Below are 8763 nucleotides of genomic sequence, written 5' to 3'. Positions count from 1 at the left end.
GACGCGGTCACGTCCAGCGAGTACGTGGCCCCCCGCACGGAAACCGAAGAGGCGATCGCGTCCATCTGGGCCGAGGTGCTCGGCGTCGACCAGGTCGGCGTGGACGACAGCTTCTTCACCCTCGGCGGCGACTCGATCCGCAGCCTGCACATCACGTCCCGCACCAAGGCGGCGTTCGGCGTCGACCTCTCCCCGCGCGACGTCCTCACCGCCCGCACCGTCTCCTCCCTGGCCGAACTGGTCGAGGAACTGGTACTCGCGGACCTCGAAGCCCTCGCTGCCGACACGGAGGCGTGACCCCGACATGACCACGTCCAAGGACGACCGCATCTCCGCGTTGCCGGAGCACCTGCGCGAGAGACTCCGCGCCCGGCTGGCCGGCCGGGCCGCGCCCCGCGTCGACGTGATCCCGCCCGCTCCGCGCGACCAGCCCCTGCCGCTGTCCGCGGGGCAGCAGCGGCTGTGGTTCCTCGCCCAGTTCGAGCCGGGGAGCACCGAGTACACCAGCGCCATCGCGTTCCGGCTCACCGGTCCGCTCGACCGCGACCGGCTGACCGCGGCGGTGCGCGGACTGGTGCGCAGGCACGAGTCGCTGCGCACGACGTTCGACCAGGTCGACGGCCACCCGGTGCAGGTGGTGCACGAGTACCGCGACTTCGACCTCACCGACACCGACGACCTGCACGCGGAGCTGGACCGGCCGTTCGACCTGCGGGAGGGCCCGCTGTTCCGGGCCTCTCTCTTCCGGGCCCCGCTGCTCACCGAACGCGACGACGCGCACGTGCTGCTGCTGACCTCGCACCACATCGTCGTGGACGGCTGGTCGCTGGGGTTGCTGGCCGGGGAGCTGGGCGCGCTGTACCGCGGCGAGACCCTCGAACCGCCCGCCCTGCAGTACGCCGACTACGCCGTCTGGCAGCGCGGCCGTCCGGTCGACACCGGCTTCTGGGTCGACCGGCTCGCCGGTGTCGTGCCGCTGGAGCTGCCCACCGACCGGCCCCGCCCCGCGGAGCGCTCGTCGGCCGGCGCCACGCACGAGTTCGTGGTGCCCGCCCGGCTGGCGCACGACCTGGTCGAGCTGTCCCGGGTCAACGAGACCACGCTGTTTACCACGCTCACGGCCGCCTGCCAGCTGCTGCTGGCCCGCTACTCCGGCCAGGACGACATCGCGATCGGCACGGTCACCAGCGGGCGCGAGCGCCCGGAGCTGGCCGGTCTGGTCGGCTTCCTGGTCGGCACAGTCGTCCTCCGGTCCACTGTGGACACCTCCCGGTCGTTCGCGGAGTTCCTGGCCGAGGTCAACCGGACCGCGCTGGACGCGTTCGCGCACGGCGACGTGCCGTTCGACCGGGTGGTGGAGGCCGTCGGCGCGTCCCGCGACCCGAGCCGGTCGCCGCTGTTCGACGTGATGGTGTCGTTGCAGGACGTGGGCGGCGCGCTGCCCGAGCTGCCCGGCCTGGCGGTCGAGGAGCACGCCCTCACCCGCGACCGGGCGATCTTCGACCTGAGCGTCGACTTCACCCGGACCGACGACGGCATCCACGGGCTCGTCGAGTACAGCACCGCCCTGTTCGACGCGGCCACGATCGACCGGATGGCCCAGCACCTGCTGGTGCTGCTGGCCGGGATCACCGCCGACCCGCACCGGCCGGTGGCGGAGCTGTCGCTGCTGCTCGGGGACGAGCCGGACGGCCGGGGACGCGTGCTCGACGTCCCGGACACCACCCTGCCGGAGCTGTTCGCCGCGCAGGCCCGCCGCACCCCGGACGCCACCGCGCTGGTCTGCGAGGACACCGCGCTCACGTTCGCGGAGGTCGAGGACCGCGCCAACCGGCTCGCCCACCACCTGCTCGACGACGGCGTGCGGCCGGAGCAGGTCGTCGCGCTGTCGCTGCCGCGCGGGGTCGACTGGGTCGTCGGCATCCTCGGCATCCTCAAGGCGGGCGCGGTGTACCTGCCGGTCGACCCCGGGCTGCCCGAGGAGCGCCGGCGCTACCTGCTGGAGGACTCCGGCGCGGTGCGGGTGCTCGACGCGCCGGTCGACACCACCGGTCTGCCCTCGACCGCGCCGGAGGTGTCCCCGCGGCCCGACCACGCCGCGTACGTGATCTACACGTCCGGTTCGACCGGCAGGCCCAAGGGCGTGGTGGTCGAGCACCGGCAGCTGGTCAACCTGCTGCACCACCACCGCGAGGAGTTCTCCGGCGAACGGCTGCGCGTCGCGCTGTCCGCCGTGTTCTCCTTCGACACGTCCTGGGAGGGCGTGCTGCTGATGGCCGACGGCCACGAGCTGCACGTGCTCACCGACGACGTGCGGCTCGACGCCGTCCGGCTCCTGGACTACGCCGAGAGCCGCGGCATCGACCTGCTCGACCTGCCGCCGACCTACGTGCGGGAGCTGCTGTCCGCCGGCCTGCTCGGCCACGGGCGCGGCCCGCGCATCCTGCTGCTGGGCGGCGAGGCGATCGGCACCGCGCTGTGGCAGGACCTCGCGCGCACCGGCCTGCGCGCCTACAACTTCTACGGCCCGACCGAGACCACGGTCGACGCGGTCTACAGCCCGATCACGGGTGACCGCCCGGTCATCGGCCGACCGCTGGCCAACCTGGTCGTGCACGTGCTGGACGAGGACCTGCGGCCGGTGCCGGTGGGCGTACCGGGCGAGCTGTTCATCGGCGGCGCGCAGGTGGCCCGCGGCTACCTCAACCGCCCCGGCCTGACCGCGGACCGGTTCCTGGCCGACCCGTTCGGCCCGGCCGGCGCGCGCATGTACCGCACCGGGGACAAGGTCCGGTGGATTTCCGTCGGCGGAGCCGACAACGGGACGCAGGAGGAACTCCTCGAATTCCTGGGCCGCACCGACGAGCAGGTCAAGATCCGCGGGTTCCGCATCGAGCCCGGCGAGGTGGAGGCCGCGCTGCTGGCCCACCCGGACGTCACCGGCGCGGCCGTCGTCGCCCGCACCGACAACGGGCACACCCGGCTGGTCGCCTACGTCGTCACGACCGGGACCGCGAACCTGCGCGAGCACCTGCGCCGGTCGTTGCCGGAGTACTCGGTGCCCTCGGCGTTCGTGGAGCTGGACCGGCTGCCGCTGACCCCGAACGGCAAGCTGGACAAGGCGGCGCTGCCCGCCCCCGAGGTGACCGGTGACGGCGAGTTCGTCGCGCCGCGCACGCCGGTCGAGGCGGAGCTGGCCCGCATCTGGGCCGAGGTGCTGGGCGCCGAGCGCATCGGCGTCGAGGACAACTTCTTCGCGGTGGGCGGCGACTCGATCCTGTCCATCCAGCTGGTGTCCCGCGCCAGGCAGGCCGGGCTGCACCTGACCTCGCGGGACGTGTTCCGGCACCAGACCGTGGCCGAGCTGGCGCTGGTCGTGTCGCAGGCCACCGAGGCCGCGCCGGAGCCGGTGTTCACCGGGCCCGCCCCGCTCACCCCGATCCAGCGGTGGTTCTTCACCGAGCACGGACCGCTGCGCCACTTCACCATGACGCTGCTGGTCGAGCTGGAGCCCGGCACCGACGAGGGCAGGCTGCGCGAGGCCGTGCGGACCGTGGTCGGGCACCACGACGCGCTGCGGCTGCGGTTCCGCGAGGCCGACGGGCGGTGGACCCAGGAGGTCGCGGACACCGAGGTCGACGTGTTCCGGGTCGAGACCGGTGCGGATGTCGAGGCGGTGGCGCGCGACGCGCAGCGCGGCCTGGATCCGGTCGACGGGCCGTTGCTGCGCGCGGTGCTCTTCCCGGGCGCGCGGCCCGAGCTGCTGCTGACCGCGCACCACCTGGCGATGGACGGCGTGTCCTGGCGGATCCTGCTCGGTGACCTGGAGCAGGCCTACCGGGGCGTGCCGCTGGAACCCGTCGGCACGCCGTTCACGCAGTGGGCGCACCGGCTGGACGAGCACGTGCGGTCCGGTGCGCTGGACGACGCGCGGGAGCACTGGGCCGCGCTGCCCGAGCCCGAGGCGCTGCCGGTGGACCGGGACGGCGCGAACACCGCCGGTTCCACGCGGGTGGTGTCGGTGCGGCTGGACCGGGCGACGACCGAGGCGCTGCTGACCGCCGTGCCGCCGGTGTACCGCACGCAGGTCAACGACGTGCTGCTCAGCGCGCTGGGCCGGACCTTGGCGGAGTGGACCGGGCGGGACGCGGTGAGCGTCACGCTGGAGGGCCACGGCCGCGAGGAGCTGCTGCCCGGCGTGGACCTCAACCGCACGGTCGGCTGGTTCACCACCCAGTTCCCGGTGGTGCTGCGGGCCTTCGGCGACGACGGCGGCACGCGCTGGGACCACACCCTCAAGTCGGTCAAGGAGTCGCTGCGCGCGGTGCCGCACCGGGGCCTGAGCTTCGGTGCCCTCGACGTCGGGCGTCCCGGCGGCGGCCCGCTGCCGCCGGTGTCGTTCAACTACCACGGCCGGTTCGACGTGGTCGACGGCGGTTTCTACCGGGCCCGGCGCGACGACGTGGGCGAGGACCTGGCGGATGACGAGACGCGCACCCACCTGCTCGACGTGACGGGGCTGGTCGAGGGCGGCGAGCTGGAGCTGAGCTGGCAGTACTCCGAGCACGTGCACGACGAGGAGACCGTGCGGCGGTTGGCCGAGCGGACCCTGGACGGGCTGCGGGAGATCGTGGCGCACTGCGCGCAGCCGGGTGTCGGCGGCCGCACGCCGTCGGACTTCCCGCTGGCGGCGCTGACGCAGGAGCAGGTCGACGCGATCGCCAGGCCGGACGTGGAGGACGTCTACCCGCTCACCCCGTTGCAGGCGGGCATGGTGTTCCACAGCCTCGTCGAGCCCGGCGCGTACGTGGACCGGATGCGCCTGGTGCTCGACGGCGTGCGCGACGCGGAGGCGCTGCGGCAGGCGTGGCAGCGGGTCATCGACCGCACGCCCGTGCTGCGGTCCAGCGTGGTGTGGGAGGGCGTGGCCGAACCGGTGCAGGTCGTGCACCGGCACGCGCCGCTGTCGGACGTGCCGCTGGACGAGCCGTTCGACCTGGGTGCCGCACCGCTGCTGCGGGTGCGGGTCACGCCGTTGGGCGAGGACCGGGTCGAGCTGGTCTGGTCGTCGCACCACGTGATCCTGGACGGCTGGAGCACCGGGCAGGTGTTCGGCGAGGTGCTGGAGCACTACCGGTCGATCACCACCGGCACGCCCGCCCGGCTGGCCGCCCGGCGGCCGTTCCGGGACTACCTGCGCTGGCTGGCCGCGCAGGACCGGGCCGAGGCCGAGGCGCACTGGCGGTCCGTGCTGTCCGACGTGGACGGTCCGACGCCGCTGCCGTTCGACCGGGCGCCCGCGCAGGCGCACCGCGCCGAGGCGTCCGCGTCGGTGCGGTTCTCGCTGGACCTGGACGACGCCGTGCAGCGGGCCGGGCTGACCGTGAACACGGTCGTGCAGGGCGCGTGGGCGTTGCTGCTGTCGCGGGCCTGCGGTGAGGCCGACGTGGTGTTCGGCACCACGGTGTCCGGTCGCCCGGCCGAGCTGGCCGGCGTGGAGTCCGTCATCGGCATGCTGATCAACACCGTGCCGACCAGGGCGGTCGTGGACGGCACCGCCGAGGTCGGCGCGTGGCTGCGCGAGTTGCAGGCTGCGCAGAGCGAGTCGCGGCGGTTCGAGCACACGTCCCTGGCCGAGATCCAGTCGTGGACCGGCACGAAGCTGTTCGACAGCGTCGTGGTGTTCGAGAACTACCCGTTCGAGCGGGACAGCGCCGGGCCGCGGGTGGTCGAGATCGACGCGGTCGACAACACGACCCTGCCGCTGACGCTCAGCGCGTCCGTGACCGACCGGCTCAACCTGGACCTGGCCTACGACCCGGAGCTGTTCGACGCCTCCACCGCCGAGCGGTTGGCGCGGTGGCTGCGGGAGCTGGTCGAGGCCATCACGGCCGACCCGCGCACGAAGGTCGCGGACCTGCCGTGGCTGTCCGAGGCGGAGCGCCACCAGGTGCTGGTGGAGTGGAACCGCAGCGACGTCGACCTGCCGTCGACGCTGTACCCGGAGGTGTTCGCGGAGCAGGCCCGCCGCACGCCGGAGGCGACCGCGCTGGTCTTCCAGGGCTCGTCGTCGACCTTCGCGGAGCTGGACGCGCGGGTGAACCGGCTGGCGCATTACCTGCTGGCGCACGGCGCGGGCCCGGAGCGCGCGGTGGCGGTGGTGCTGCCCCGGTCGGCCGACCTGGTGGTGGCGGTGCTGGCGGTGCTCAAGGCGGGCGCCGCGTTCCTGCCGATCGACCCCGACCACCCGGCGGACCGCATCCGGCTCACCCTGGCCGACGCGTCACCGGCGCTGGTCGTCACCACGAGCGGCACGGACCTGCCCGACGTCGGCACGCCGCGGCTGCACCTGGACGCGCCCGAGGTGGACAAGGTGCTGCGCGGACGCGGCGGCGCGGCGGAGGTGACCGACCGGGACCGGCTCACGCCGCTGCGGCCCGAGCACCCGGCCTACGTCATCTACACGTCGGGCTCCACCGGCAAGCCGAAGGGGGTGGTGATCCCGCACCGGGCGCTGCGCAACCTGATCGCGGACATGCGGCTGCGCCTGGCGATGAGCCGCGACGACAGGCTGCTCGCGGTGACCACCTTCGGCTTCGACATCTCCATCCTGGAGATCTTCGTGCCGCTGGTCTCCGGCGCGACGCTGGTCGTGGCCGACCGCGAGGTGGTGCGCGACCCGATCGCGCTCGGCGCGGCCGTGGTCGACACCCGCACGACCGTCATGCAGGCCACGCCGAGCCTGTGGCAGTCGCTGATCGAGACCGACCCGTCGGTGCTGCGCCGGCTGCGCGTGGTGCTCACCGGTGGCGAGGCGTTGAGCGAGGCGCTGGCGACGTCGCTGCGCGAGCACGCGCAGGACGTGCGCAACATGTACGGGCCGACGGAGACGACGATCTGGTCCACGGTGGCCGAGGTGGACGGCGGCAAGCCCACCATCGGCAAGCCCATCGGCAACACCAAGGTCTACGTGCTCGACCACGCGCTGCGGCCGGTGCCGGTCGGCGTGCCGGGCGAGCTGTACATCGGCGGCGAGGGCCTGGCGCGCGGCTACCTGGGGCGCACCGCGCTGACCGCGGACCGGTTCCCGGCCGACCCGTTCTCCGGGACGGGGGAGCGGATGTACCGCACCGGCGACGTGGTCCGGTGGGACGCCGACGGCGAGATCGAGTTCCTGGGCCGCCGCGACCACCAGGTCAAGGTGCGCGGGTTCCGGATCGAGCTGGGCGAGGTCGAGGCGGCGCTGCGGGCCGTGCCGGAGATCGCGGACGCCGTCGTGGTGGCCGCGGGCGGCAGGCTCATCGGCTACGTCGTGCCGGTCGCGGGCTCGGCGGTGCCGGAACCGGCCGCGGTGCGCCGGCGGATCGGTGAGGTGCTGCCCGACTACATGATCCCGTCCGCGATCGTCGCGCTGGAGCACTTCCCCCTGAACACCAACGGGAAGGTCGACCGGGCGGCGCTGCCCGCGCCCGAGTTCGCCGACCGGACCCCGTCGAGGGAACCGGCGACGGCCGCCGAGCGGCTGCTGTGCGACGTGTTCGCGGACGTGCTCGGCGTGCCGTCGGTGCGGGTGGAGGACGACTTCTTCGAGCTGGGCGGGCACTCCCTGCTGGCCACCGGCGTGGTCAGCCGGGCGCGCAAGGCCGGGCTGCGGTTCACCATCGCGGACGTCTTCGTGCACAAGACCGCGGCCGGGCTCGCGTCGATCGCGGAGGTGCAGGACGCGCCCGCGGCGGGCGCTTCGGCGGTGGCCCGGGTGTTCGACGAGGTGCGCGCGCTGGACCGGGGCGACGACACGCTCGACCCGTTCGCCGTCGTGCTGCCGATCCGGCCGTCCGGCTCGAAGCCGCCGCTGTTCGTGCTGCACAGCGGCCTCGGGTCGAGCCTGCCCTACGTGGGCCTGGCCCGGTCGCTCGACCCGGAGGTGCCGATCTACGGCATCCAGTCGCCCAGCGTGGGTCGGCTCGCGCCGCTGCCCGAGTCGATCGAGGCGGTGGCGGAGGAGTACATCCCGCACCTGAAGTCCGTGCAGCCGGAGGGGCCGTACCACCTGCTGGGCTGGTCGTTCGGCGGCGTGCTGGCGCACGAGATCGCGGTGCGCCTCCAGGCGCGGGGCGACGAGGTCGCACTGGTGGCCGACCTCGACGGCTACCCGCACCGGCCGGGAACCGAGGACGAGGAGCTGAACCCCGACGAGCTGCTGCTGCGCGTCATGGAGCAGATCGGGCACGACCGGCGCGAGTTCGCGGGCCGCGACCTCAAGCCCGGTGACGTGGTCGAGGTGCTGCGCCGCGACCGGCACCCGCTGGCCGAGCTGGGGGAGCAGCGGCTGCTGGCCATGCTCGCGGTGGTGCGCAACCACGGTCGGATCATGGAGCGCTTCACGCCGTCCACCCTGCGCGGCGACCTGGTCCTGTTCGCCGCGACCGCCGACCGGTCCGAGGACGAGAACACCGAGCTGGCCGGGACCTGGAAGTCCTACGTGGACGGAGAGGTCCGCGTGCACCGCATCCCGTGCGGGCACGAGTACATGATGCACCCTGAGCCGCAGGCGCTGATCGGCGCGGCGGTCGCGGACGAGCTCCGCCGGGTGCAGGGCAACCACACCGGGGAGGCACGACCGTGACCACGTTGGACATCCCGCCGTCGGCGGCGCCGCCGTTGGCAGCCCACACCGAGGTGCTGGCCATCGCGGGGCGGACGTTGCGGCGGCGGCGCCGCAACCCCGGCCCGCGGGACGGCAGCACCCGCAACCCCCCCGGC

The 8763-nt window shown here is 73.8% G+C and carries 2 protein-coding genes; both read left to right on the top strand.

Annotated features, from left to right (window positions below; all coding sequences use genetic code 11):
* The coding region (locus AB0G02_RS21825) for a phosphopantetheine-binding protein (RefSeq protein ID WP_360797255.1) at positions 1 to 297 on the top strand (297 nt) is incomplete at its 5' end.
* A gap of 7 nt (positions 298 to 304) precedes the next feature.
* Positions 305 to 8626: an amino acid adenylation domain-containing protein gene (locus AB0G02_RS21820; protein WP_360797253.1), complete on the top strand. Its 8322-nt coding sequence runs from the start codon at positions 305 to 307 to the stop codon at positions 8624 to 8626.
* Positions 8627 to 8763 lie beyond the last annotated feature (137 nt).

The sequence above is a fragment of the Actinosynnema sp. NPDC023658 genome, from assembly GCF_040639995.1.
GTDB lineage: Bacteria > Actinomycetota > Actinomycetes > Mycobacteriales > Pseudonocardiaceae > Actinosynnema.
Note: the sequence above shows the minus strand (reverse complement) of the source record. Positions and strands in the feature narration are given on the sequence as shown.